19 protein-coding genes are annotated in these 24,445 nt (G+C 67.9%); 10 read left to right on the top strand and 9 right to left on the bottom strand.

The genetic code is table 11. The features are described 5' to 3' along the window. Nucleotides 1–513 precede the first annotated feature (513 nt). On the bottom strand, nt 514–4,026 hold the full coding sequence (locus ABIE24_RS02765) for a TM0106 family RecB-like putative nuclease (RefSeq protein ID WP_354496589.1): 3,513 nt from the start codon (nt 4,024–4,026) through the stop codon (nt 514–516). A gap of 131 nt (nt 4,027–4,157) precedes the next feature. On the opposite strand from ABIE24_RS02765, the gene ABIE24_RS02760 reads away from it, so the two are divergent. From ABIE24_RS02760 to ABIE24_RS02745, 4 genes are all read left to right on the top strand, one after another. Then, nucleotides 4,158–4,319: a hypothetical protein gene (locus ABIE24_RS02760; protein WP_354496587.1), complete on the top strand. Its 162-nt coding sequence runs from the start codon at nt 4,158–4,160 to the stop codon at nt 4,317–4,319. 74 nt (nt 4,320–4,393) lie between these two features. Next, complete coding sequence (locus tag ABIE24_RS02755; RefSeq protein ID WP_354496585.1) at nt 4,394–4,564, top strand: hypothetical protein; 171 nt, start codon at nt 4,394–4,396, stop codon at nt 4,562–4,564. Nucleotides 4,565–4,652: 88 nt separating this feature from the next. After that, the gene (locus ABIE24_RS02750; RefSeq protein WP_354496583.1) at nt 4,653–8,147 is read left to right on the top strand and encodes a DEAD/DEAH box helicase; all 3,495 of its coding nucleotides are present in this window, start codon (nt 4,653–4,655) and stop codon (nt 8,145–8,147) included. 52 nt (nt 8,148–8,199) lie between these two features. Continuing rightward, nucleotides 8,200–8,322 carry a hypothetical protein gene (locus ABIE24_RS02745; protein ID WP_354496581.1) on the top strand — a complete coding sequence of 41 codons (123 nt, stop codon included), beginning with the start codon at nt 8,200–8,202 and terminating at the stop codon, nt 8,320–8,322. A gap of 9 nt (nt 8,323–8,331) precedes the next feature. On the opposite strand, the gene ABIE24_RS02740 is transcribed toward ABIE24_RS02745, so the two are convergent. Then, nucleotides 8,332–8,760 carry an SRPBCC family protein gene (locus tag ABIE24_RS02740; protein ID WP_354496579.1) on the bottom strand — a complete coding sequence of 143 codons (429 nt, stop codon included), beginning with the start codon at nt 8,758–8,760 and terminating at the stop codon, nt 8,332–8,334. 194 nt (nt 8,761–8,954) lie between these two features. Here ABIE24_RS02740 and ABIE24_RS02735 point away from each other — a divergent pair, with 194 nt between their 5' ends. The 3 genes from ABIE24_RS02735 (at nt 8,955) to ABIE24_RS02725 (ending at nt 12,463) form a co-directional block, all read left to right on the top strand. After that, nucleotides 8,955–9,950, top strand: coding sequence for a Gfo/Idh/MocA family protein (locus tag ABIE24_RS02735; RefSeq protein WP_354496577.1), 996 nt, complete (start codon nt 8,955–8,957; stop codon nt 9,948–9,950). Nucleotides 9,951–9,994: 44 nt separating this feature from the next. Continuing rightward, entirely contained in the window at nt 9,995–11,932 is a 1,938-nt protein-coding gene (locus ABIE24_RS02730; protein WP_354496575.1) for a DUF5107 domain-containing protein, read from the top strand. Nucleotides 11,933–12,043: 111 nt separating this feature from the next. Beyond that, complete coding sequence (locus tag ABIE24_RS02725) at nt 12,044–12,463, top strand: hypothetical protein (protein WP_354496573.1); 420 nt, start codon at nt 12,044–12,046, stop codon at nt 12,461–12,463. A gap of 129 nt (nt 12,464–12,592) precedes the next feature. Here the strand turns inward: ABIE24_RS02725 and ABIE24_RS02720 are convergent, their stop codons facing one another. Beyond that, entirely contained in the window at nt 12,593–15,163 is a 2,571-nt protein-coding gene (locus ABIE24_RS02720) for an ATP-dependent Clp protease ATP-binding subunit (RefSeq protein WP_354496571.1), read from the bottom strand. 222 nt (nt 15,164–15,385) lie between these two features. Then, the gene (locus tag ABIE24_RS02715; RefSeq protein WP_354496569.1) at nt 15,386–16,153 is read right to left on the bottom strand and encodes an SGNH/GDSL hydrolase family protein; all 768 of its coding nucleotides are present in this window, start codon (nt 16,151–16,153) and stop codon (nt 15,386–15,388) included. Nucleotides 16,154–16,384: 231 nt separating this feature from the next. Between ABIE24_RS02715 and ABIE24_RS02710 the strand changes: the two genes are divergently transcribed. Continuing rightward, on the top strand, nt 16,385–18,337 hold the full coding sequence (locus ABIE24_RS02710; RefSeq protein WP_354496567.1) for a PKD domain-containing protein: 1,953 nt from the start codon (nt 16,385–16,387) through the stop codon (nt 18,335–18,337). Nucleotides 18,338–18,341: 4 nt separating this feature from the next. On the opposite strand, the gene ABIE24_RS02705 is transcribed toward ABIE24_RS02710, so the two are convergent. The 3 genes from ABIE24_RS02705 to ABIE24_RS02695 form a co-directional block, all read right to left on the bottom strand. Then, nucleotides 18,342–19,013: an NAD(P)H-hydrate epimerase gene (locus tag ABIE24_RS02705; protein ID WP_354496566.1), complete on the bottom strand. Its 672-nt coding sequence runs from the start codon at nt 19,011–19,013 to the stop codon at nt 18,342–18,344. Next, a complete protein-coding gene (locus ABIE24_RS02700; protein ID WP_354496564.1) occupies nt 19,013–19,363 on the bottom strand; it encodes a UBP-type zinc finger domain-containing protein in 351 nt (116 codons plus the stop codon). Before ABIE24_RS02700 ends, ABIE24_RS02705 begins: the two co-directional genes overlap by 1 nt. A 106-nt stretch (nt 19,364–19,469) precedes the next feature. Further along, entirely contained in the window at nt 19,470–20,285 is an 816-nt protein-coding gene (locus ABIE24_RS02695) for a DUF1206 domain-containing protein (protein ID WP_354496562.1), read from the bottom strand. Between the two features lie 193 nt (nt 20,286–20,478). On the opposite strand from ABIE24_RS02695, the gene ABIE24_RS02690 reads away from it, so the two are divergent. Further along, entirely contained in the window at nt 20,479–22,008 is a 1,530-nt protein-coding gene (locus ABIE24_RS02690; protein ID WP_354496560.1) for a M20/M25/M40 family metallo-hydrolase, read from the top strand. 66 nt (nt 22,009–22,074) lie between these two features. Here ABIE24_RS02690 and ABIE24_RS02685 read toward each other — a convergent pair whose 3' ends face one another. Together ABIE24_RS02685 and ABIE24_RS02680 are read right to left on the bottom strand one after the other, a co-directional pair. Continuing rightward, entirely contained in the window at nt 22,075–22,362 is a 288-nt protein-coding gene (locus tag ABIE24_RS02685; RefSeq protein WP_354496558.1) for an SHOCT domain-containing protein, read from the bottom strand. A 12-nt stretch (nt 22,363–22,374) separates the two neighbouring features. Beyond that, on the bottom strand, nt 22,375–22,824 hold the full coding sequence (locus ABIE24_RS02680) for a DUF6325 family protein (protein WP_354496556.1): 450 nt from the start codon (nt 22,822–22,824) through the stop codon (nt 22,375–22,377). Nucleotides 22,825–23,043: 219 nt separating this feature from the next. Between ABIE24_RS02680 and ABIE24_RS02675 the strand changes: the two genes are divergently transcribed. Then, nucleotides 23,044–24,441, top strand: a complete 1,398-nt coding sequence (locus ABIE24_RS02675) for an MFS transporter (RefSeq protein ID WP_354496554.1) — start codon at nt 23,044–23,046, stop codon at nt 24,439–24,441. Nucleotides 24,442–24,445: the final 4 nt, after the last annotated feature.

Genomic DNA, 24,445 nt, shown 5'->3' with positions numbered 1-24,445 from the left:
CGCAACTCGCCGGGGCTCGACGCGAAGCGCTCCCGCCCGCCCGCGGTCCGCTCGGTCCCACTGCTGTGCTACTGGGGTCGCCGGGCACGCCGACTCACCGGGACTCGCCGGCCGAGCCGCGGCATCCCGCGCGGGTGTTCCTGCAACCCGCCGGTGAAAAAGCACCCGCGCACTACCGAAAGACCCGCGCAACTCCTCGGGCTCGACGCGGAACGCTCCCGCCCGCGCCGCTCGGACCCGCCGGGCTCGGCTACGCTCACTCGGGCTCGCCGGCACGGCTACGCTCACCCGGGCTCGCCGGCCGTGCCGCGGCTTCCCGCGCGGGTGTTCCAGCACCGCGCCGGTGAAAAAGCACCCGCGCACTGCCGAAGGACCCGCGCAACTCGTCGGGGCTCGACGCGAAGCGCTCTCGCCCGCGCGCGCCGCGCACCGCAGACCGCCCCCTCCCGGCGCAGTGCGGCCGGCTGCGGCTGCGCGCGACCCGGACAGCGGTCAGCGGTCAGCCCGACCGGCTCAGCGCTGGTCGGGCTCGACGAGCGTGATGAACGCGCTCAGCTCGGCGATTCCCCCGGCGGTCACCGGCAGGTAGTCGGTCAGCGCCGGCGAGTAGACGAGGTACGCCGCCCACTTCGCCCGCGAGATCGCGACATTGAGCCGGTTCTTGAGGATGAGGAATCCCATCCCCCTCGGCACCTCGGACGGAGCGGATGCCGCCAGCGTCACGATCGCGATCGCCGCCTCCTGCCCCTGGAACTTGTCGACGGTGCCCACCCGGACGCGGTCGAACCCGGCAGCGGCGAGCGCGTCACGGACGACCGCCACCTGGGCGTTGTAGGGCGACACGACGATGACGTCGTCCTGGACGAGTGGATCGCCGGCGCGGGACTCGGTCGGGTCCGTCCACGCACGCCCCATCGCCGCACGCACGAGATCGACGACGCGGGTCGCCTCTTCCACCGACGAGACGGCGTTGCCGGAGTGCTCGACCGGTTCGATGTGCAGCCCGGGTTCGATTCCGTCGAGAAAGCGGGTGGAGGTGACCTCGTGCGCGTGCAGTTCGCCCTCGTACGACAACCGCGAAACGGGCTCGGTAACGGCCGGATGCATCCGCCGGCTCTCGGCGAGGAAGTAACCGAGGTCGGGCGGCAGCACATCGTGGCCGTCGCTGACCCAGCCGAGCGCGGACGTGTCGATCGGTTCGGGGTGCAGCCCCTGGCTGACCTGCGGCAGCTGCTGCGGATCGCCGAGCAACAGCAGGTTGCGGGCGGCGACACTGGCCGCGATGGTGAACGCGAGCGAGTACTGCCCCGCTTCGTCGACCACGAGAAGGTCGAGCGAGTGCCGCGGGAACCGCGCCTTGTTGCTGAAGTCCCAGGCAGTGCCGCCGAGGACGAAGCCAGTCGCCTCGTTCTCGGCCGCGAACATGAGGTGGCCGTTGGCGTCGAGCGGCGTGAACGGGACCTCTGCGGCATCCGCGCTGCCCTTCTGCACTTTGCCGACCAGCCCCGCGGGAAGGCCCGCCTTCACGACGGCGGCGAGGAGGTTCTCGACCACGGCGTGGGACTGGGCGACGACACCGATCTTCCAGCCGTGGTCGCGCACGAGAGAGGCGATGACGTGGGCGCCCAGGTAGGTCTTACCGGTGCCGGGGGGACCTTGAACGGCAAGGTAGGAGGCGTCGAGGTCGAGGATGCTCGCGATCACGGCCACAACTCGTTCACCGGCGACCGGCATCAGCGCACCGGACCTCGTGCGCGGCGGCGTGCGGCGGAGGATGTCGACAACCGGGTCCTTCGGCCACTCGGGCGCGCGGTCGACGATGGCCTGCGCCCACTCCTCGATCGCCGGTTTCTGCTGCCCGGCAGGCGGCGGCGCCGCCGGGGTCAGCGCGATCGGGAGCGTGTCGAACGGTTCGACTCCGGCCTGCAGGGTCTCCTCGACGAGGGCTCCACGATCGTCGACCTCGAGCACCCGCACCGTGCGGCTCGGCCGTGAGCCGGGGTCGCCGATCGTCGCCTCGAACGGGCCCGGGTGCTCGTAAAGCACGTACGGCCCCGCCTGGTCGCCCGGCTTGACGCTCGAGCCCGGCGCCCACTTGCCGGTGAGCCGGACCCATCGCCGGTCGGTGCGTTGCTTGCCCTCGCGGAACCACGGCCGCTCGACCCGCGCGCCGCCGTCTTCGACCACGAGGACGTCGCGAGTGTCTTCCCAGGTCTGGACATCCTGGATCAGCCGCGCGAAGTGGCCCCACCAGAAGCTCTTCTGCTCACGCTGGTGGTAATCGAGAGCGGCCGCAGCGAACGCCGCTGCGGTCTGGTCGGCGCTGCGCCCGGCGGCGAGGCGATCGCCGGCGAGGGTGAGCAGCGCGTAGCGGAGCGGGGACGGCTCGATCTCGGGCACCGAGTCCTTCGCCTCGTGCAGCGTGCCCGGCAGGATGCCGTTCTCCCGGCCCCGGTCGAGCAGCCAATCCCGCAGGCGCAGCGTGGACACGCAGTCGTACCGGTTGTAGTCAGCGATCTCGTCGAGTTTGTGCTGCCCCTCGGCGGCGTTTCCGTTGGCGAGGAGCTCCCGGGCATCCGCGTACTCGGTGATCGACGCCGCGGCGTTCGTGACGTCTCCGGTGCGCAGTTCGTGGCCCATGTAGAGCGGTTCGAGTTTCTTGATCGAGTAGGAGCGGGAGCCGACGCGCACGCTCCGCTTCACCATCGGGTACAGGTCGACGAGCACGTTGTCGCGGAACAACTGGTCGACCTCGTCTTCACCTTCACCGTGGCGGGCCGCGATCGAGGACAGGTGGGTGCGTTCGTACGACGCGTAATGGTAGATATGCAGATTCGGGAATGCACGCCGCCGCTCGGCGACGTAGTCCAGGAACTGGCGAAGCGCGACGCGTTCCTCGGCGAAGGAATGGGCCCAGAAGGTCGTGAACGCCCCGGCGGTGTCGACCATCCCGAAGAGATAGTCGAGGCCCCACGACCGACCGTCGCCTTCGGTGTAGAGCGGGTCGCCTTCGAAGTCGAAGAAGATGTCACCCGGGTCTGGTTCGGGAAGCGCGGCGAGAATCCCGGCGTTGAAGACCCGCACCGGCGGCGGCGTGCTCGGGCTCAGCTCCGGTGGAGCTTCGAGCTGAAGCGCCGCCTGCAACTTCAGACCGGCGAACGTTGTCGCACCGATGCCGAACTCACTGGCGTCGCCGGTGAAGGCGGCCAGCTCGTCGATGGTGGTGATCCCCTGTGCGGCGAGCCGGGCGCGCTGCGTCACCCGGAGCCCGCCGACGAGGAGGACGTCGCGGCTGGCCTGGATCTCGGCCTCGCAGGTTTCGCACCGGCCGCAGATGGCATAGCGCGAGTCGCCCCAGGCGACGGGAGCGTCGTCGGGGTCGTGGAGCCGTTCGTCGATGATCCGCTTCAACCGCTGTTCGCGCTTGCGATACACGGGAAGGATGTCGCTGACCCGGTGTTCACTCGTCATCCCGTTGCCGAGCAGGAGTTCGACGGTGTCGGCCGGTTCGACGCCAAGATGGCGCAGCTGCTCAACGTACGCGGCCAGTTGCAGCAGCGCGGTGACCTTGGCCGAGCGGGCGAGTTTCGTGTCCTGGACGAGGTACCGCCCGTCGGGTTTCCGCACGATGAAGTCGGCGAAACCGACGAAGCTGCCGTCGAAGAAGGTGGCCTGGAAGACGACATCCGCCCCGCCATCGAACGCGCGCTTCGTCGCCGCGACGGCCTCGGCCAGCGCCTCTCGGGTCAGCTCGTCAGGGCGCTCGATCTCGACGACACCGGCCCCGAACTCCGCCCGGTATGCCTCGAGGACCCGGGCCTCGTGTTCGTCACCGAGCCGACCGGTACGCGCGAGCATGGCGTCGACCACCTCGTCAACCCGCTCGATGCGTCCCAGCTTCGCGTCGAGCTTGCGCAGGAACGCAAACTCACACTTCGAGGCGGTCGTCAGGTCGCTCGCGCTCGTGACGAGCGAAGCGGTCGTGACGAGCGAGCCGGAAGAAACGGGATCGTCGAGGAAGAACACTACAACTCCAATGGTCGGGCACTTCCGAGGCTAGCGGCAGCCACCGACAGGACGGTGACAGCCAACAGGGAAGAGTGCGAACGGTTCGAAATACCCTTCCGGGAGCGCCGCACCGGGCGTACCGTTGAGGCATGAACAACAGCGACAACGCCGTCGCCGAACCGGCCGAAGCGCCCGAAGCACCCCTTCGAAAGCGCCGCGGTCAGCCTGCTGACGGCATCCCAGATGGGTCCGGATCTGACGGACACCCGGACTCCGACGATGACACCGCATCGGGCGGACCTGCCCGCTGAACCCGTTTAGCACAACAGGGGCGGATGCCGCGCCGCTCTATCGCGCGCGCCCCCGGGCCGCGTACGGTGGGGCCATGACTGACAACGAGCAGACCGAACACCCGAAGCCCCGCGACCGTTCGCACCACGACGAAACGAACCGCCCAGGGCAGTCGGCCGAGGGCATCCCTGACGGTTCAGGCACGAACACCACGGCGAACGACGACACCGCCAAGGACACCGCGTCGGGTGGCCCCGCGGACTAGGTCGATCTGGGCTGCGGGGGTCGACTGCCGTCCCGGTTCCTTGAGGGATACGGCGGAGCCGCAGCCCGAAGGATGACAAGATAGAAGGATGTCGACTCCCGCCGCTCCCCTGGTGGATGTCACGGACATCATCCGCCTCGTCGGCAACGCCGCCTTCAATCGCGCCACCGCGTACGCCCGTACCGGCGCCGTCACCACGCTCGACTGGGACGACGAGTCCCGGAGCCTCACCGCCGAAGTGCATGGAACGTCGCCGCGCCCCTACCGCTGCCAGGTCAGCCTGGCCCCGGCCCGCAAGGATTTCAGCCGGCCCACGTCATCGAGCTGCACCTGCCCGATGCACCTCGACTGCAAACACGTTGCCGCGGCCCTTCTCGCCAGCAACGCCCTTGCGGTGAAGAGCATCGCGCTGCCCCCGTCCGGCCTCGGCGAGATCGCGCCCGACTTCCCGACGGATGCCGCCGCGCATGATCGCGCCTGGATCGAACGCCAGATGCACGAGGCCGACTCGTGGTACGAGGGTGAGACCAGCTGGCCGAGCGCTTCCCGGGCTGCGCCGGAACCGGCCGGGCCGCCACTTCCGGCGTGGAAGTCGGCCGTCGGGGCGCTGACCGGCCACCCGACGGCATCCGGGACCCTGCCGACACCGATGGGTCTGCAGTTCGAACTGCGCGAGCAGACGCCCCGGTCGAAGCACCGCTGGAACGGGCCCACCGCCCGCACCGCGAAGTCGACGTCGGATGTCGCCGAATACCGGCTCGGAGTTCGGCCGGTGATCCGCAACGCCAAGGGCAACTGGGTGCGCACGAACGTCGGCTGGAACACGTTCAGCTACCAGGTCAACCGGCTCGGCCTCGACCCGGCCCAGCATCGCTGGTTCAGCCAGTTCGCCGCACTGCACCGGGCCGCCCGCAACGTCTACGCCGTCGGCCAGGACCTCGACTGGCTCTACCTCGACGACTTCAACAGCCCGCTGCTCTGGAACCTTCTCGCCGAGGCGACCTCCCTCGGGATCGAGCTGGTCGGCAGCCGCAAGGACGCCGTCGTCACCATCGGGACCGCCGCCTCGGTCTCCCTTGACGCCACCGCCGACACCGACCTGCACCTCAACGCGACCCTCAGCATCGACGGCGTCCAGCACCCTCCGCAGTCCGCCGGGCTCCTCGGCGACCATGGTGTCTACGCCTACGCGCTCGAGCCGACGGCGCGTTTCATCCTCGCCCCCACGCCCGAACGCCTCACCGATGAACAGAAACGCCTCGTCGGCGCCTCGAGCAACGTCGTCGTTCCGGCCGCGGACATCGACGAGTTCCTCACCGAGTTCTACCCGCGGTTGCGGCACACCATCCCGATCACCTCGACGGATGCCACCGTCGACTTTCCGCCGGTCGTGCCACCGGCCCTCGTGCTCACCGCGATCTTCTCGGCCAAGCACACCCTCGCCCTGGCCTGGGACTGGGAGTACACCGAAGGCACGACGACCACCCGGATGCCGCTCTACGCGACAGCGCACGACTCCAGCCTCCGCGACCTGCAGGTCGAGCACGCCATCGCCGAACGGGCGCGCGCCATCACGCCGCTGGAATCGCAAACCCTGGTCGGGCTCGACGCCGCCGAGTTCACAGACAAGATCCTGCCGGGCATCGAGGCGACCGAGGGCGTGCGGGTCGACGTCACCGGCATCCGCCCCGACTACCGCGAACTGACCGAGGCGCCGAAGCTCAAGATCACGACGGTGGAGACCGACCAGCGTGACTGGTTCGACCTCGGCGTCGTCGTGACGATCGAGGGCCAGAAGATTCCGTTCGGCCCCCTGTTCAAAGCTCTGTCGAAGGGCCAGACCAAGCTGCTTCTCGTCGACAACAGCTACCTGTCACTCGAGCACCCCGCGTTCGAACAACTGCACGACCTGATCGAGGAGGCCCGATCCCTCGCCGAGTGGGACACCGGCATGCGGATCAGCCGTTACCAGTCGAGCCTCTGGGAGGACCTCGAGGATCTCGCAGACGAATCCGAACAGGCGGCGTCCTGGCAGGCGACCGTGAGCGGCCTGCGCGAGCTCACCACGGTCGAGCAGACCCCGCTGCCCTCCGGCATCCAGGCGACCCTCCGCCCGTACCAGCTCGACGGTTTCGCGTGGCTCGCGTTCCTCTGGAAGCACCAGCTCGGCGGCATCCTCGCCGACGACATGGGGCTCGGTAAGACCCTGCAGACCCTCGCGCTGATGGCACACGCGAAGGACGCGACCGCCCCGGAGAAGCGACGGCCGTTCCTCGTCGTCGCCCCGACATCCGTCGTCTCGAACTGGCAGATCGAAGCGCACCGCTTCGCCCCCGACCTCGACGTGCGCACCATCACCGCCACCCGGGCGAAGAGCGGGCCGGTCATCGACGTCGGCAGCGCGGATGTCATCATCACCTCGTACACGCTGTTCCGGCTCGATTTCGACGCCTACGCCGACCACGAGTGGGCTGGGCTGATCCTCGACGAAGCCCAGTTCGTGAAGAACCGCACGGCTAAGGTGCACCAGTCCGTCCGAGACCTGAATGTGCCGTTCAAACTCGCCATCACGGGCACCCCGATGGAGAACAACCTGCTCGAACTGTGGTCGCTGTTCGCGGTCGTGGCGCCCGGCTTGTTCCCGTCGGCGCGCCGGTTCCTCGACGAATACGCCAAACCGATCGAGGGCGGCGACCGGCCGGAGCTCCTCACCCGGCTGCGGCGTCGCATCCGCCCGCTGATGATGCGTCGCACCAAGGAACTCGTTGCCACCGACCTGCCCGCGAAGCAGGAGCAGGTGCTCACCATCGACCTCAACCCGAAACACAAGAAGCTCTACGACACGTTCCTGCAGCGCGAACGGCAGAAGCTGCTCGGCCTGCTCGACGACATGGACAAGAACCGGTTCATCGTGTTCCGCTCGCTCACCCTGTTGCGGATGCTCAGCCTCGACGCCTCGCTCGTCGACGAGTCGTACGCCCACGTGCCGTCGTCGAAACTCGACGCCCTGTTCGAGCAGCTCGAGGATGTGCTCGCCGAGGGCCACCGCGCGCTGATCTTCAGCCAGTTCACGTCGTTCCTGGGCAAGGCGGCCGCGCGGCTCGACGCCGAGGGCATCCCGTACGCGTACCTCGACGGGTCGACGACGAGACGGGCGGATGTCATCAGGAAGTTCAAGGACGGCGTCGCCCCGATCTTCCTCATCAGCCTCAAGGCGGGCGGGTTCGGCCTCAACCTCACCGAGGCGGACTACGTGTTCCTGCTCGACCCATGGTGGAACCCGGCCACCGAGGCGCAGGCCGTCGACCGCACCCACCGGATCGGGCAGACGAAGAACGTCATGGTCTACCGGATGGTCGCCAACGGCACCATCGAAGAGAAGGTGATGGCGCTGAAGGCACAGAAGGCGAAGCTGTTCAACGCGGTGATGGACGACGACGCCGTGTTCAGTTCCGCCCTGACCGCGGACGACATCCGCGGGCTTCTCGAAGAACCCGAATCCCCGTCGGTGATCGAGAGCGTCACCGCGGAGTACGCGGCGGCGGATGCCGAGAAACGGTCACGCTGGTCGGCAGCCGACTGAGCACCCTCGTCGGGGTACAGACAGCAGCCTTACTTGTACCTACACTGTACGGATGACTACGGGACCAGCACGCACGCGATCGGACGACCGCGGCCACGACGAGTTCGGGCTGGACTACGACCCGACTCTCGCTGGCGAGTCGAGTTTTGGCCCTGAGGACTTCCCCCGGATGTGAGCTTGCCGGTCAGGCGCGTTCCGCCACACTCGCCAGCCCGTCGAGCATCGAACGCCACATCCCGGTCGAGTGTTCCGCGGCCTCTGCTGTCGGGTTGTTGTCCTGGGTCAGCGTCACATGGGTGCCGGATGCCGTCGGCGTGAGCCGGTATTCGAGCTGGTGGTAGTTCTCGGGCACATCCTCCTGCCCGGTCAGCGGGCTGAAGTGCGTCAGGCGCAGGATGTGACCCGGTTCGATCTCGAGGATCTCACCGTGGTCTTCATACGCCTTGCCCTCCCACTCCCCGGACCAGCTGATGCGGTCGCCGACGCGCCAGGTGGACTCGATCCGGGCCCCGAACATGATCTCGGGGTTCGGGCCCGGGTCGGTGAGGACGTCCCACACCGTCTCAGGCGGTGCGGCGATGTCGCGTTCGGCGCGGGCGATGTGATCGGTCATGGTTCGAGGGTGCTCCACGGCTCGACTGCCCGCAAGGGGCATCGAGATGGCAGTAGTGGCCCGAAAAGCGAGCGTTTTGGGCCACTACTGGCATCTCATCCAGTCGGTCGCAGGGCCGCACGAAGCTATCGGCGGCAACCGCCCAACCGACAGAATGGTGGTCACGCCGCATCGACGCGCGCCGAAAGGATGCCATGACCACCATCGCGATCATCGGCGCCGGATACATGGGGCGCACACATGCGGCGGCCTGGGCTGCGCTCGGGCATGGCGACGGCATCCGTTACATCTGCAGTCGGCGGGAGGGGTCGGGGTTCGCCGAGGCGCCGGCCGCGCGGGTGGTCACCGACCTCGCCTCCGTCCTCGCCGACCCGGAGGTCGACATCGTGTCGGTCTGCACCCCCACGACCACGCACCGCGACATCGCCGTCCGCGCGCTGAACGCCGGCAAACACGTGCTGCTCGAGAAGCCCATCGCCCTCACCATCGCCGATGCCCTCGCGATCTCGGCGGCGGCATCCGCGAGCAGCAGAACCTTCATGGTCGCGCATGTCGTCCGCTTCTTCGAGGGTTACCGGCGCGCCCGCGAGGACGTCGAGGCCGGCCGGATCGGCACGGTCCTCTCAGCCCGCGCCCGGCGGCTGATCACGAAACCGGACTCCGCGTGGTGGTACGACGACGAGAAGTCCGGCGGCGTCGTGGTCGACGTCGGCATCCATGACTTCGACCAGATGAATCTGTTCCTCGGCCCGCCGGTCGCCGTGACGAGCACGGCGAACGACCCACTCGGCCCGATCGAGACGACGATCGACTACCGCTCGGGAGCAATCGGGCAGGTCCTCACCTTCGCCGGCGTCCCGGCGGGAGCACCGTTCACGACCTCGCTCAACCTCGTCGGGACCGCTGGGCTCCTCGATTACGAATTCTCGGCGGATGCCCCGACAGCGGCGGGCGGGACCTCCGGCGTCAATGCGTACCGGCTCGCCACCGCGAACGGGGCCAGCAGCACGACGCTCGCGCCGCTCGACCCGTATCGGCGGCAGGCGGAGTATTTTCTCGAGTGTGTGCGGACCGCGACCGATCCGGGCTTCAGCCCGACGGCATCCGCGGTCCGCGCCCTGGAGGTCGCGCTGGCAGCTCGCCAGTCGCTCATCAGCGGCGAAACCGTGCCGCTCGAGGAACGAGCCTGAGCGTTCCCGTCCACCGCACATCGCGCAACCCGAAAGGACCCACGGTGACATCGATCCGCCGAGGCACCCTGACCCTGCCGACCTCGTTGTGGGGGCCGGCGAATCCGCTGCCGAACATCTTCGGCAGCGGCGACATCCACGCGGAATCGGGGTTCGAGGATGCCGAGAACATCGACGGGGAGGGCGTCGACGAGCGACGGAGCCGGGCTCAGACCGCGCTGCCCTACCTCGACCAGGACGGGTACCTCGCCCGTGAGCAGCTGCAGGAGCATGCCACCATCGTGCTCGAGAACGAGCACCTGACGGCGACATTCCTGCCGGGGCTCGGCGGGCGGCTCTGGTCGCTTCTCGACCGTGCGACCGACCGGGAACTGCTGCACCAGAACGAGGCGATCCGGTTCCGCAACCTCGCCCTCCGCAACGCCTGGTTCGCCGGCGGGGTGGAGTGGAACATCGGCATGATCGGGCACTCCCCGTTCACCAGTTCGCCCGTCCACGCCGCAGCGCTCAGCGGCCCGAACGGCGAGGTGGGGCTCCGGTTCTTCGAATTCGAGCGCATCCGCTCCGTCAGCTTCCGCGTCGACGCGTGGCTGCCCGACGACTCGCGTGAGCTGTTCATCCGCGGGACGATTCTCAACGATTCATCCCGCGCGACGCCGATGTACTGGTGGTCGAACACGGCCGTTCCCCAGCAGGATTCGACGCGCGTGCTCGCCCCGGCGGCATCCGCATGGAGGTACGGGCACGAGCGCGTGCTCAGTTCGGTTCCGGTTCCGGTCGTGGACGGCGTCGACATCACCTGGCCGGCCCGGACCTCGAACACCGTCGACTACTTCTTCGACACGGCAGGCACGCGGATGCCGTGGGTCGCCGCGGTGGACGGCACCGGTTTCGGTCTCGTGCAGGCGTCGACGGCAAACCTGCCTGGACGCAAACTGTTCGCCTGGGGTCAGGACCGGGGCGGGCGGCACTGGCAGCAGTGGGTGTCGGGGGCGGGCTCGTACTGTGAGATCCAGGCAGGGCTGGCGCGGACCCAGCTCGAATACCTGCGGATGCCGGCCGACACCGAGTGGTCGTGGGTCGAGGTGTATGGGGCACTGCAGCTCGACGTCGCGGTGGCCCACTCGGAGGATTGGGCGGCGGCGACCGCCGGTGTCGCCGAGAACCTTGCCGGCCGGGGCGTTGAGGAGCGGCTCACGGCCCTCCACGGTCGGGACCAGTCCGATGAGTTGCTCGTCGAGATCATCCCGGGCGGGTCCGGCTGGGGCGCGGTCGAGAACGAGTTGCGCCGGCATGAGGGCCGCGACCCGATCGACCCGCGCACGCCGTTCCCGGCGGACGCTGTCGGCCCGGACGAGCAGTACTGGTTGCGCCTGCTGGCCGGCGAGCCCGCAAGCGCTGCCGAACTCGACCCGTCACAACCGCCCCGCTCGTACCAGATCGACCCGCGCTGGGTGCCGTTGCTCCGGCGGCGGGACGACTGGCTCGCTCTGCTCCACCTCGGGGTGATCGCGGCCGCGTCAGGGTCGTTCGCCGAAGCCGGCGAGTTGTGGCAGGCATCCGTCGACCGCACACCCAACGCGTGGGCGCTGCGGAACCTGGGTGCGCTGGCCGCGGACCGCGGCAATTGCGCTGAGGCCGTCGGCTCTTACCGTTCGGCGCGTGAACTGGCGCCGGACCTGCTCCCGCTGACCCGGGAGCTGCTCTCGGTTTTGCACCGCGACGGGCAGGCCGCGGAGGCTCTGGCGGTGATCGAGTCCCTTCCGTCCAGGCAGCGCGAGGACGGGCGAGTTCTTCTCGCCGGGGCGCGCGCCGCGTTGGCGACCGGGGATGTCGACCGGTGCCGCAGCATCCTCGACCGCAAGCTCGTGATCCTCGACCTGCGGGAGGGTGACTCGCTGCTCGAGGACGTGTGGAACGAGTACCAGGCGGCGGTCGGGTCTGCCGACCCGCTGCCGACGGAGTACGACTACCGGATGTGACCCTCGCACCCCCCGCGAGTTGCTGCAGATGAGGGTGTTCACCCGCCGGCGCACCCCCGCATTGTCAGCAATTCGCGGTCGATTCTCATACATGAGTGTCACGATTCAGGAATGACGGTCACGACGACATCCGTAACGCTGGCGCACCAGCTGCGTGCCGCCGGGCTCGGCTGGATTCCCGAGTCGGGCGACCAGTTCTGCCTGGACACCACCGAGTTCGAGGGTGAAGTGTTCACGGTCAGCGACATGACGATCGAACCGCACGACTACGACACCGGGACGATCTTGGGTTTCAACGGCACGACCGAGTGGGCGCTGGATTCCGTCGCCCTGGAGAAGACGCTATGGCTGCCGCGGGAGGATCAACTCCGTGAGCTTCTCGGTTCGACGTTCAGTTTTCTGCTGCGCGTCGACGAGATGTGGGTGGTCGAGATCGACCGCGGCGGGCACAAGCTGCGTTTCGACGCCGCAACGGCTCCGGATGCCTACGCGCTCGCCGTACTCGGGGTGCTCAGCGCGCAGACCGCCTGACCCGGAGCTCGGCCCGCTCGCTGGAGGAGCGCAGCGACGACGCCGAGGCCCCGCACGCTCGACGCGCAGGGCGCACGCTTCGGTCGCTGGCGCTCCCTCAAGCGAGCGGAGTGTGGCGAACTCCCAGCCCTACGCAGCCACCCGCGCCTCGACCGGCCGACGCTCGACGAGCAGCTCGTCGCCCCCGACCGACACCGCGATCGACGACCCGGCGTCGAACTCTGCGTCGACCATGAGCCCGGCAATGCGGTCTTCGACCTCGCGCTGGATCACCCGGCGCAGCGGACGGGCACCGTACTCGGGTTCGTAGCCGCGGGTCGCGATCCAGTCGACGGCATCATCGGTCGCGCTGAACTCGACGCCCTGGGCGCCGAGCCGTGCGGCCGTGCGCGCGAGCAAGAGCCGGACGATGTCGTGCAGCTGCGACTGTTCCAGCTTGCCGAACAGCACCACCTCGTCGATCCTGTTGAGGAACTCGGGACGCATCGCCTCACGCAGCTTGCCCATCACCCGGTCGCGAAGCGCCTTCTCCGAACCGAAGCCGCTGCCGTCAGCGGAGTCCGCGACGAAGCCGAGCGCACCGCTCCGGCTGGCGAGGAACTCCGAGCCGATGTTCGAGGTCATGATGACCACCGTGTTGCGGAAGTCGACCGTGCGGCCCTGGCCGTCGGTCAGGCGACCGTCGTCGAGCACCTGCAGCAGCAGGTTGAACACGTCGGGGTGTGCCTTCTCGATCTCGTCGAGCAGGATCACCGAGTACGGGTTGCGGCGCACGCGCTCGGTCAGCTGACCGGCTTCGTCGTAGCCGACGTATCCGGGAGGGGCACCGACGAGCCGCGACACCGTGTGCCGTTCGCCGAATTCGCTCATGTCGAACCGAAGCATGGCGCTCTCGTCACCGAACAGCGACGCGGCCAGAGCCTTGGCGAGTTCGGTCTTGCCGACACCGGTCGGGCCGAGGAACAGGAAGCTGCCGACCGGCCGGTTCGGGTCGCCCATGCCGGTGCGGTTGCGACGCACAGCCTTCGCGATCGATTCGACGGCGTCGTTCTGCCCGATCACCCGCTCATGCAGTTCGGACTCCAGCGAGCCGAGCCGTTCCCGGTCGCCCTGGGTCAGCCGGGTGGCGGGGATGCCGGTGGCCCGCGAGATGATCTCAGCGATCTCCGCTTCACCGACGACGGCAGGAACCGAAGCGGATGCCGCGGCATCCGCTGACGCTCGATCCGTCGACTCGGCGGCGGCGATCTGCAGGGTCAGCACCTCGATCTCGTCTCGCAGCCGGGACGCTTCTTCGTAGTGCTCGGCCGCGACCGCCTCGTCCTTTGACGCCTCGAGCGTGGCGACGTGGTCGCGGATCGCCGTGGTGTCGACCTTGGGAGCCTTTCGGAGGCGCAGCCGTGCGCCGGCCTGGTCGATCAGGTCGATGGCCTTGTCGGGCAGGAACCGGTCGGTCACATACCGGGCGGACAGGTCGACGGCGGCGCGGAGGGCCTCGTCGGTGTAGCTGACGTCGTGGAACTCCTCGTAGCGCGGGCGGAGCCCACGCAGGATGGTCTCGGCGTCGGCGACGCTCGGCTCGTTCACGTGCACCGGCTGGAACCGGCGTTCGAGGGCGGCATCCTTCTCGATGCGGCGGTACTCCTTGAGCGTCGTCGCGCCGACGACGTGCAACTCGCCGCGGGCGAGGCGGGGCTTGAGGATGTTGCCGGCGTCCATGCCGCCGCTGTCGCCACCGCCGCCGGCACCGACGACGGTGTGCAGTTCGTCAACGAAGATGATCAGCTCACCCTGGTGCGCCGAGATCTCGTCGAGCAGCTTGGTCAGGCGCTCCTCGAAGTCGCCGCGGTACCGGGTGCCGCCGACCATCGAGGCGAGGTCGAGGCTGATCACGCGCTTGTCGCGCAGCAGTTGCGGCACGTCGTTGTCGACGATGGCCTGGGCAAGCCCTTCGACGACGGCGGTTTTGCCGACGCCGGCCTCACCGATCAGCACCGGGTTGTTCTTGTGTCGCCGCGAGAGGATCTCGATCGTCTGTGCGATCTCGTCGGTGCGGCCGATCACCGGGTCGAGTTTGCCGTCGCGAGCCAGCGCGGTGAGGTCGGTGCCGAACTGGTCGAGCAGCGGGGTGGCGGATGCCGTCGGCTGGCCGGGTGCATCGGCGTGATGGGCGCGGGCGGATTCGTATCCTGCCTGCAGCGACTCCGGGGTGATGCCGAACTGGCCGAGCAGCTGGCCCGCGGGCATCTCCTGGTTGGCCACGAACGCGAAGAAGAGGTGCTCGGGGTCGATGTAGGTCGAGCCGAACGCCCGGGCGACCTGGTACGCCTCAAGCAGGGCACGCTGCGTCGACGATGTGATCGAGGCGGACTGCACTTGGCGATCCGCCTTCTCCGGGAGCCGTTGTTCGACGGCTTCGGCGAGCGCTGCGGGGTCGGTGCCCAGCGAGCGGAGGGCGTCGGCGACCGGTGGCTTCTCGACGAGCACACGGAGGACGTGCAGCGCATCGACCTCGGAGTGGCCGTGTTCGACCGCGAAGCGCGCGGCGTCGGCCAGCACCTCCTGGGTGCGGCGGCTCAGCAGCCGGGTGATGTCGACCGTGCGCCCGGACTGGGCAGCGCGCTGCCCTTGCAGGTAGCGGGCGAGGAATTCGTCGAACGATTCGCTTTCTGAACCGGCCGGACCGAAGAATGTGGGCATGTGTCCTCCTGGAACTTGAGTGCCTTCGACTCAACTCAACGGCAGCACCAGATCGGGTATTCCCACCCGCTTCAAAAACTTGAGTCGCTCCGACTCAAGTCATCCTGTGGCCCTGTCCGGACTCGCGGCGCGCGCCGGGTCACCCACTCCGGACCAAAACACCCGGCGCGCCGGATGCTTCGGTCCGAAGCGGATGACCAGACGTTGTGCCAGGGCGCCGGCTCAGTCCACCGGCAGCAGCGTCGGGCGCTTCGGCTCCCGCCCGTCACCGGAGGAACGCCCGGTGACCCGGCGCCCGATCCACGGCAGCACGAACTCGCGGTAGTACGCGGCAGTGTTGCGGGAACGCGGCCCGGCACCGGCGGCAGCGACCTCCTCCACGCCCCACTCCTCGGGCACCGGCACGCCCAGCCCGGTGAGCACGTTCGACGCGACGCGGGCGTGCCCGAGGGCGTTGAGGTGCAGCTTATCGACCGACCAGTAACGGATGTCGGTGAGCGTCTCGTCTGCCCAGTTGTTGACCAGGGTGACGGGAGTGTCGCGCAGCGCGGTGAGCACGGCATCCGCCAGCAGGTCGCCACGCTTCTGCATCAAGCCGCCCATCGGCAGGTGCCGCGACGGGTTCGCGCCGGCGAGCACGACGATGTGGAGCCCCGGCGTCTCGAGCGCGCGGTGCACGAGCTTCACTGTCTCGTCGACGACCCAGCTGATCGCGACTCTCGGCCGCATGATGTCGTTGCCGCCCCCGTTGAACGTGAGCAGGTCGGGGTTCAGGGCGAGGGCCGGCTCGAGCTGTTCGGCGATGATCGGGCCGAGCTTGCGGCCGCGGATGGCGAGGTTGGCGTACCCGATCTGTTCGTCGGCTGAGGCCTGCAGCCCCAGGGCGACGAAATCCGCCCAGCCGCGCACCCGCCCGTCGGGCAGCTCGTCGCCGACGCCCTCGGTGAAGCTGTCGCCGAGCGCGACGTAGCGGGAGAAAGGTGCGGTCATATCGTGGTCACTCCGAACGGATGCCGCCGGTGAGCCGGGTGCGCAGCGGGCAGCATCCTCCATTATGGGTTGCCGTCCTGTGGATGCTGCTGAGCGGCATCCGCCCCCCACTTGAGGTTCTTGTCGAACGGGGCCGATGGGTCTAATGTGCGGGGCAGACGCTCGATGTGCGGTTGTAGGGGACGCGCATCACCCGCCTGGCCACGCAACCCGACGTGCAGGGAGCACCCCATGCGTATTGCCAAGTCGTTTGCAGCAGGGGCGGCTGGCGCTGCCCTCGTGCTTTCACTCGCCGCCATCCCGGCCCTCTCGCAGGGGCCGAAGCCAGCGGTCGCGGAACTCGCCGCGACTCCGGACGCCGTGCACTTCACGGCGTCCGGGGACTTCGGCACCAACCAGAGCGCATCCGACGTTCTGAACGAGATCAAGGCGATCGGGCCGGACTTCCACGTCGCCCTCGGCGACCTGTCGTACGGCGAGCCCGGCACCGAGCAATCCTGGTGCGACTTCGTCACGTCGCGGGTGGGAGCAGGGTTCCCGTTCGAACTGCTCACGGGCAACCATGAGAGCAACGGTGAAGACGGCGCCATCAACAACTTCTCCGCCTGCCTGCCCAACCAGCTGCCCGGGGTCATCGGAACGTACGGTCAGCAGTACTACGTCGACGTTCCGCAGGTGAACCCGCTCGTGCGCTACATCGGCATCTCGCCGAACCTGACCTTCCCGGACGGCATCTGGTCCTACGCGGCGGGCACACCCCGGTACCAGTGGACCGAATCCGCCATCGACAGCGCCCGCGCGGCGAACATTCCCTGGGTCGTCGTCGCGATGCACAAACCATGCCTGTCGATCGGCATGTACACCTGCGAAGTCGGCCCCGCCATCGCGAACCTGCTCGTGTCGAAGAAGGTCGACCTCGTCCTCAGCGGGCATGAGCATCTCTACGGGCGCACTCACCAGCTGGCGCATTCCACGGCCTGCACGGCGGTCAACCCGGGCAGCTACAACCCGGCCTGCGTCGCGGATGCCGACAACGCGATGAGCAAAGGCGCCGGCACGGTCTTCGGCATCGTCGGCACCGGCGGGCAGGTTCTCCGGAACGTGAACCTGACCGACACCGAAACCAACTACTTCGCCTCCAGTTCGGGGCTCAACAAGAATCCGGCGTACGGAAACATCGACGTCCAGGCCACGCCGGGAAGCCTGACCGCGCGATTCGCGCCGATTCCCGGGGCGAGCTTCACCGACCAGTTCACGATCACGGCGGGAGCGCCGCCGGCGAACACGCCGCCGACGGCATCCTTCACGGCGTCGTGCAGCAACCTCGACTGCGCCGTTGACGGCCGGGCGTCGACGGATCCGGACGGGTCGATCGCCGGGTACGCCTGGGCTTTCGGCGACGGCGGAACCGCGACCGGCGCGCAGGCGAGCCACACCTACGCCACCGCAGGCAGCAAGACGATCAGCCTCACCGTCACCGACAACCTGGGCGCGACGGCGACGACGACCCGGACCGTCACCGTGACGAGTCCCCCGCCGGCGGGCTCGTTGGCAGCCGACACTTTCAACCGGACGGTGACGAACGGCTTCGGCACCGCGGATTCCGGCGGGGCGTGGACGACGTCCGGCTCGGCGACCGCGTTCTCGGTAAGTGCGGGGGCCGGACGGATCCGCTTCGCGACGCCCGGCGTCACCAACGCGGCCTACCTCAACGCGGTCTCGTCGAACGCCACCGACCTGACCTTCCGGGTCAGCAGCGACAAGGCGGCATCCGGGAGCGGCACCTACGTGACGGCTGTCGGACGGCGGGTCGGCTCGACCGCCGCGTACCAGGCGAAGATGGTGATGCGGTCAGACGGGCGCGCCACCATCGCACTCGAACGCACCGCCGGAACGGCCGTGACGGTGATCGCGCCTGGGATCCTCGTTCCCGGCCTGACCATCGCCGCCGGTGACAGCGTGACCGTGCGGATGTCGACGGTGGGGGTGTCTCCGACCACCGTGCAGGCAAAGGTCTGGAAGACCGGAACGCCGGAGCCATCCGCGTGGCACCGCACCATGACCGACAGCACCGCGGCGCTGCAGGTCGCCGGTTCGGTCGGGGTGAGCGTCTACCTGTCCAGTTCGTCGACGACCGCGCCGGTCGTCGTGTCGATCGACGACCTGGTCGCTGTGCGGCCCTGAGCGATCAGGCGCCCGCCACAATCCGCTCGAGTTCGGGGCCGAGCCCGATGTCGACCACCACGAGCCGGCCCACGTAATCGGCGGCAGGCGCGATGAGCAGCCCCGTTTTGCACGCGCCGAACGTCACGGTCACGTCGGCCGGCAGCACGGTCGGGTCAGGAACCGATCCGTCGTCCGGATGAACCCCACTGGGCAGATCGACGGCGACGACGATCGGCGGATGCTCCCCCGCCAGCACCGTCCGGATCGCAGCGACGATCTCCCGCGCGCGACCCCGCAACGCCGTGCTGGCGCTCGTTCCGGTGCCGAGGATGCCGTCGACGATCACATCGCAGTCCCGGGCGACGGTCGCCGTATCCTCCGTCGCAATGTCGGCTGACAGCATCCGCGCACCCGCGTCGACAGCAGCCGCGCGTCCCTCGTCGTGCAGGCGGTCGGAGGTGGGCAGAACGGTGACGGCGCTGCCGAGGGAGGCCAGTTCGGCGCCGGCGAAGAGGGCGTCGCCGCCGTTGTTGCCCGGGCCGACGAGCAGCAGCACGCTGCCGGGTCGGTCGGCGGGAAGCAGCAGGCGGATCTCGCGCGCAAGAGCTGCCGCCGCCCGCGCCATCAGCGGGACGCCCGCGGCGAGCAGCGGCGCTTCGGCGGCACGGACCTGCGCTGCGGTGTACGCCTCCATCAGTGTGGGCTGAGGTCGCGCCAGTTTTCCGGCACCCGGCCTTCCGGCCCCGGCGACGGCTGGTCGGGCGGGCGACTGCGCGGTTCGGCCAGCTTCGGGCCGAAGAACCGCAGCTTCTTGCGGTAGTTCCAGAACCAGTCCTCGCCGGGTTCGAAGCTCTGCACGATCGGATGCCCCGTTTCGGCGTAGTGTTCGGACGCGTGTTTCGACGGGGAACTGTCACAGCATCCGATGTGGCCACACTGGGCGCAGCGCCGCAGGTGCACCCACCACCCGTCGACCGCCTCACAATCGAGGCAGACGGTGGCGACCGGCTTCACGCTCGGGTCGATTCCCTCGATGTCGAACATGCTGGGAGCATACTCCCGGCCGCCCACTCGCCACGAGATGCCAAAAGAGGTTGTCTATGCGCCCTGACGGGCGGCATCCGCGACCCTTTTAGGTATCGCGCGGAACTCAGAGCCGCGCGTACTTGGCCCGCGCGAAGCAGTAAACGCCGTAGGCGATGAGGCCGAGAGCGACGAGCGCGAGAATGAAGACGCCGAACGGCAGAGCGGCCAGCGTTTTGAGAGCGCCGTCCAGGCCGGTGGCTTCGCTGGGGTCGTGGGTGAATGCGGCGACGCAGAACAGGATGCCGACGACGCCGATCGCGATGCCCTTGGCGATGTAGCCGACCATACCCAGCGTCTTGACCGTGCGGCCTGTGGTACCGGCGGGGAGAGTGATGTCCTCAAGGAACTTCTTCTTGGCGCCCTTGATGACGAAGTAGACGCCGATGCCGATGACACCGAGTCCGAGAAGTACGACGAGGAACACTCCACCGGGCGACGCAAGCAGCTGGGCGGTGATCCCCTGAGACTGGCTCGAGCTGTCGGTGCTGCCTCCCATGGCGACGCTTGCGGCCGAGATGCCGATCGCCAGGTATGCGATGGCTTTGCCACCCTCCTTGCCCCGGTCGACCCAGGCGTCCTTGTCGTTTCCGCGGACCAGGAACGTCTCGAGCACCTGGAACAGCCCCAGGGCGAACATGCCGATGGCGACGACCCAGAGCAGGAATGTTCCGCCGGGGGTGGCCGCGAGTCCGGCCAGCGCACCGCCCTGGTCGGCCTGGCCGCCGGAGCCGAAAGCCACGCCGAGGGCGATGCCGCCGATGAGGATGTGGAGGAGGCCGTTGACGGCGTGTCCAACACGGGCCATGAGCTGGAACGTGGGGTTGTCCTGCAGACGAGAGGCGGCCGATCGAGCGGATGCCGGGGAGGATGCGTGTGACATGGATTCACAGTAGAGCCGCGCGGCCAGGCGCGGCAGGTTTTTCATTACCCCTTGCGCAGATGAGGCCCGTCGTGCTCATTCGGTGATTTACGCCGCACTCTTCCCGCCGACGGGGCCGGAGGGGTAGGGTCTGGCACATCGTGCCGGTTCAATGAGAACCCGTCACGTTTCACTTCCCATGAAGGAGTAATGAATGTTTGAAAGACGAAGGGCACACATCGGCGTCGGGGCGACGATCGCCGCAGGCGCGATGATCATTGCCGGCGTGACCGGGCCGGCACAGGCCGCCATCCCTGTGGACTCGCAGGCGCTGCGGGACGCCGTGTCAGCAGAAGGCATCATTGAACACCTCGAGGCCTTCCAGGCCATCGCCGAGGCGAACGCCAACAATAGGGCCGCGGGGACTTCCGGCCACGTGGCATCCGCCGAATATGTGGAGAGCCAACTGCAGGCCGCCGGTTACGACACCTGGCGTCAGGAATTCAGCTATGACAAGACCATCGTGGACACCGCCGTGCTGGCCCAGACCGCACCGGGAGATGTGACCTACGAGTACGGCGTCGACTACATCGAAATGGACTTCGCCTCCGAGGACGACGTGACGGCCGCGGTGACCGCCGTCGACATCAACCTCGAAGGCGACCGGGCATCGACGAGCGGATGTGAGGACGAAGACTTCGCCGCATTCCCGTCCGGGAACATCGCCCTGATCCAGCGCGGAACCTGCACCTTCCGCGAGAAGGCCGAGAACGCGCTGCAGGCCGGTGCGACCGGCGTGATCATCTTCAACCAGGGCAACGTCTCTGAAACCGAAGACCGCGAAGGGCTTCTCTTCGGAACGCTCGACCCGCCGATCTTCCCGCTCCCGGTCGTGGGCGCCACATTCGCGCTGGGTGCCGAACTCGCCGCCATCGAGGGGCTCACCATGCGCCTCGCGTTCGAGGCCCACACCGAAACGGTGAACACGTTCAACGTTCTTGCTGACAGCGAAGGACGCACCGATCGCACGGTCGTCGTCGGCGGCCACCTCGACAGCGTGCTCGAAGGCCCCGGCATCAATGACAACGGATCGGGAACCGCCGCGATCCTGGAAACAGCGATCCAGATGGCCGAACTGGGCATCGAGCCGGTGAACCGGGTGCGCTTCGCGTTCTGGAGCGGTGAAGAAGACGGCCTGATCGGCTCCGACTACTACGTCGCGCAGCTGACCAAGAAGGAGATCAAGGATCACGCCGTGAACCTGAACTTCGACATGGTCGGCTCGCCGAACGCTGTGCGTTTCGTCTATGACGGCGACGGCGACGCCTTCGGAACCAAGGGCCCGACGGGCTCGAGCGTGGTCGAAGAAGTCTTCGTCGAGTACTTCGCGTCGCAGGGTCTGGCCAGTGAGCCGACCGCCTTCGACGGACGTTCGGACTACTTCGGCTTCATCGAGAACGGCATCCCGGCCGGCGGCCTGTTCTCCGGCGCCGAAGACATCAAGAGCGCCGAGCAGGCGGCCATTTACGGCGGAACCGCGGGCGCTCCATACGACCCGTGTTACCACCAGGCCTGCGACGACATCACGAACATCGACCCGGTCGTGCTCGAACAGATGGCGGATGCCATCGCGCACGCGACCCTGACGTTCGCGATGACCAGCTCCGCAATCCCGGGAACGGGCAAGGGCAAGGCCGTTGGCACGACCGACCTGCAGTTCAAGGGCAACAAGGCGCTGAAGTAACACTGCTCCACGAAGAAGCGGCCCTCACCGTCAGGTGGGGGCCGCTTCTTCGTGGAGGTTCGGTTCTCAGCCGGCGAGAAGCTTCGCCTTCTGCACCTCGAACTCCGCATCGGTGAGCACTCCCTGCGCTTTCAGCTCACCCAGTTTCTGAAGTTGTTCCAGCGGGTCGGCGGCCGCAGGCGCTGGTGCGTCGTAGGCCGGCTGCGCGTATGCCTGCTGAGCGTAAGCCTCCTGCTGCGCCTGGTCTTCCTGCGAAGCCCATCGCGCCTGTTGACGGCGCTGCACCCGACCACTCACTGCCGTCGCTGTGCCGGCGACAACCGCCGTGCGAGCTACTCCTCGTAACAGTCCCATGTCTGTTTCTCCTCAGTTCCTTGCTGCGGCTTCGGCCGCGTCGAGCGCGTCCATGATGTCCTGTGCCGGGATGCGGGCACTGGCGATCACGTCACCACCGGCTTCCCGCGCGGCGGCGACGAACGGGATGGCCCAGATGTTCTCGTAGATGAGAAGTGCGGCCACCGTGCCCGGGTTCATCGCGTCAGCGGCCTGGGCGATGTCGTCTTCGTCGAGCAGGCCCGATTGCACCGACGCCAGCGCGTCGAAGCCTTCAAGCCCGGCGCCCTCGCTCTCCGACCATTCGATGCCGGCCACCGATCCGTCCTCGTCCTTGGCGATGATCAGCAGGTCGTAGACCCAGACGATCCTTCGCTCGATCAGGTCCATCAGAGCCGCGGCGGTCTTGCCGGTGGTCTTCTGGTCCAGTGGGAATTCGATCAACAGAAAGTCGATCGGGCCGTGCACATTTGTCGTTGCCACGAAACATCACCTCTACACTTTTGTCGGCTTGGGAAAGACCTGACCAGTGTCCGTCCCGGTCATGCCTGCGGCCTCACCCGGGCCGGATGATCTTGACCGGGCAACGCAGAAACCCCCGCCGCAAGGCGTCCTCATCCTCGCTGGGTGATCTCGATAACCGTCATCCGCCGTATTTTGGTTGATCTCTCTCCTTCTTTCACGTGACGACGGGACACGAACATGACCGAGAAGACCGTCCAGACCCAGGCGCGAGGGGTGCTCCTCCCGCTCGCGCTCGCGCAGTTCATCTGCAGCTTCGCCGGATCGAACATGAACGTGATGATCAACGACATGAGCGAAGACCTCAACACGACGGTGCAGGGCATCCAGATCGCCATCACCGTCTTCCTCCTGGTCATGGCGGCGTTGATGATCCCGGGCGGCAAGCTCACCGATCGTTACGGCCGCAAGCGCCTGTTCATCCTCGGCCTGATCGTCTATGGCATCGGCGCCCTGATCAGTGCCGTCGCCCCCGGGCTCCCCGTCCTGATTCTCGGCAACTCGATCCTCGAGGGCATCGGCACGGCGTTGCTCATTCCCCCCGTCTACATCCTCACGACCATGCTCTTCCACGACCTGGGCGCGCGGGCCAAAGCGTTCGGCGCGATCAGCGCCATGGGCGGCATCGGATCTGCGGCCGGCCCACTGATCGGCGGGCTGATCACGACGGCGATCAGCTGGCGGGCGGCGTTCGTGTTCCAGGCCCTCATCATCGTGGTGATCGTGCTGCTCAGCCGCAACATCAAGGACCCGCTCCCACCCGACCCGACCCGCGAGTTCGACGTGCTGGGGGCGATCCTCTCCGCTGTGGGCCTCATCCTGATCGTCCTCGGCATCCTCGCCACAGACGACAGCCTGGTGCTGATGCTCGTCCTGATCGCCTCGGGCGCCCTGGTGCTTCTCGGCTTCTTCCTGTCGGTGCGCGCGAAAGAGCGGGCAGGAAAGGAACCCCTGCTGTCGACGAGCCTGTTCCGTAACCGCACGTCGAACCTCGGCCTGATCACCCAGAACGCGCAATGGCTGATGCTGCTGGGGTTCTCCTTCGTCGTCGCCAGCTACCTGCAGGTGGTGCGCGGATACAACGCCATCGAAACCGGCATCATCTTCAGCGCGGCAACCGCGGGTCTTCTGGTGTCGTCGCTGGCTGCGGGACCGCTGTCGAAGCGGTTCGCGCAACGGACACTCATTCTCGCGGGCTTCGCCCTCACCGTTCTCGGCATGGTTCTGGGTCTCTTCATCGTGCAGGGCTCACAGACAGCGTGGGCGTTCGCGCCTGGTCTGCTGCTCACCGGTCTCGGCGTCGGCCTGATGCTCACCCCATCGGTCAACGTCGTGCAGTCGAGCTTCCCCGAGTCGAAGCAGGGCGAGATCTCGGGCCTCTCGCGGAGCGTCTCGAATCTGGGGTCGTCAATGGGAACGGCGATCGCCGGCACGATCCTCGTGGCGGGCATCGCGGAAACTCCAGGGCAGAACTATACGGTCGCCTCGCTGGCCCTGGCTGCTGTCGGCGTGATCGGATTCGCGGCGGCGGTGTTCCTCCCGCGCAAGATCTCGCCGGCGGAAGAGACGACGCCCTGACTCT

It is taken from the genome of Mycetocola sp. 2940 (assembly GCF_040548835.1).
Taxonomy (GTDB): domain Bacteria; phylum Actinomycetota; class Actinomycetes; order Actinomycetales; family Microbacteriaceae; genus Mycetocola_A.
This window is presented reverse-complemented; position numbering and strand designations above follow the sequence as displayed.

Bases quoted from the DNA above. Each gene is read 5' to 3' on its own strand.
- ABIE24_RS02690 (WP_354496560.1), top strand. From the start codon at position 20,479: ATGTTTGAAAGACGAAGGGCACACATCGGCGTCGGGGCGACGATCGCC.
- ABIE24_RS02700 (WP_354496564.1), bottom strand. From the start codon at position 19,363: ATGTTCGACATCGAGGGAATCGACCCGAGCGTGAAGCCGGTCGCCACC.
- ABIE24_RS02705 (WP_354496566.1), bottom strand. From the start codon at position 19,013: ATGGAGGCGTACACCGCAGCGCAGGTCCGTGCCGCCGAAGCGCCGCTG.
- ABIE24_RS02745 (WP_354496581.1), top strand. From the start codon at position 8,200: ATGACTACGGGACCAGCACGCACGCGATCGGACGACCGCGGCCACGAC.
- ABIE24_RS02720 (WP_354496571.1), bottom strand. From the start codon at position 15,163: ATGCCCACATTCTTCGGTCCGGCCGGTTCAGAAAGCGAATCGTTCGAC.
- ABIE24_RS02735 (WP_354496577.1), top strand. From the start codon at position 8,955: ATGACCACCATCGCGATCATCGGCGCCGGATACATGGGGCGCACACAT.
- ABIE24_RS02760 (WP_354496587.1), top strand. From the start codon at position 4,158: ATGAACAACAGCGACAACGCCGTCGCCGAACCGGCCGAAGCGCCCGAA.
- ABIE24_RS02715 (WP_354496569.1), bottom strand. From the start codon at position 16,153: ATGACCGCACCTTTCTCCCGCTACGTCGCGCTCGGCGACAGCTTCACC.
- ABIE24_RS02695 (WP_354496562.1), bottom strand. From the start codon at position 20,285: ATGTCACACGCATCCTCCCCGGCATCCGCTCGATCGGCCGCCTCTCGT.
- ABIE24_RS02725 (WP_354496573.1), top strand. From the start codon at position 12,044: ATGACGGTCACGACGACATCCGTAACGCTGGCGCACCAGCTGCGTGCC.
- ABIE24_RS02755 (WP_354496585.1), top strand. From the start codon at position 4,394: ATGACTGACAACGAGCAGACCGAACACCCGAAGCCCCGCGACCGTTCG.
- ABIE24_RS02710 (WP_354496567.1), top strand. From the start codon at position 16,385: ATGCGTATTGCCAAGTCGTTTGCAGCAGGGGCGGCTGGCGCTGCCCTC.
- ABIE24_RS02740 (WP_354496579.1), bottom strand. From the start codon at position 8,760: ATGACCGATCACATCGCCCGCGCCGAACGCGACATCGCCGCACCGCCT.
- ABIE24_RS02750 (WP_354496583.1), top strand. From the start codon at position 4,653: ATGTCGACTCCCGCCGCTCCCCTGGTGGATGTCACGGACATCATCCGC.
- ABIE24_RS02675 (WP_354496554.1), top strand. From the start codon at position 23,044: ATGACCGAGAAGACCGTCCAGACCCAGGCGCGAGGGGTGCTCCTCCCG.
- ABIE24_RS02685 (WP_354496558.1), bottom strand. From the start codon at position 22,362: ATGGGACTGTTACGAGGAGTAGCTCGCACGGCGGTTGTCGCCGGCACA.